This window comes from Aquimixticola soesokkakensis (genome assembly GCF_900172375.1).
GTDB classification, from domain to species: domain Bacteria; phylum Pseudomonadota; class Alphaproteobacteria; order Rhodobacterales; family Rhodobacteraceae; genus Aquimixticola; species Aquimixticola soesokkakensis.
The window spans coordinates 1-818 of record NZ_FWFS01000028.1; the positions used below are offsets into that span (position 1 = coordinate 1).

At 52.9% G+C, this 818-nt stretch carries 1 tRNA gene; it reads left to right on the forward strand.

The features are described 5' to 3' along the window. Positions 1–47: 47 nt before the first annotated feature. Positions 48–124 (forward strand) — tRNA-Met (locus AQS8620_RS16760). Positions 125–818 lie beyond the last annotated feature (694 nt).

Below are 818 nucleotides of genomic sequence, written 5' to 3' on the forward strand. Positions count from 1 at the left end.
AAAAAAGGTCCTCAAGTAGCCGATAGGCGGTAGGACACAAAAAATGTCGCGGGATGGAGCAGCCCGGTAGCTCGTCAGGCTCATAACCTGAAGGTCGTAGGTTCAAATCCTACTCCCGCAACCAAAAAATTCGACTTAACAGTCGCTTAGAAGCCACCCTAACGGGTGGCGTTTTGCGTTCGAACATTTCGGAAGCACCGCGGAAGCAAAAGGGTGCGAATTCCTTGGTAACAAAGGTAAGCGTTGCATGTGAACCCTGCCATAGGGGCTTTCGAGACTTGCGATAGGGCCTTATCTTGGCGCTACGCGCCAAGACGAAACGCCAAAAGATTCAAGATTTTCGGCCGATTCTGTGTAGAAATACAGATTTCCTGAAATCGCGAAGAACGATTCCCACACCCCACTAGGCCGCTAGCGACGACGGCATCGGAAAAACCTCCCAAGATCACTCCGGCGTACACATTTTGAAGCCTGCCATGTCCATGCGAGTTTCTACTCAGCTTCGGCCCCGAGCTGCCGGTCGAAGCGTGCCCACGCCGCAGCGTGGCTTTCCCGAAGCAGTCGCTCGTGGCATTCATGCCGTCGATCAGACGCCATTGTTACCAGTTGCGCCACTTTTTCACCTAGTTGTGAACCGGCATGCAAGATTGACCCCAGTATTGGGGTAATCGGCGTCCAAAAGTGACCCCCCTGGTAATCCCCCCCGAAAGTAGGGGGCTGTAAAAGTGGAATTTTCTCGGCAAGATGAACGAGGAGATTTGGAATGAAGACAAGCAAATACACTGAGGCGCAGATTATCGCGATCCTGCGGCAGGCTG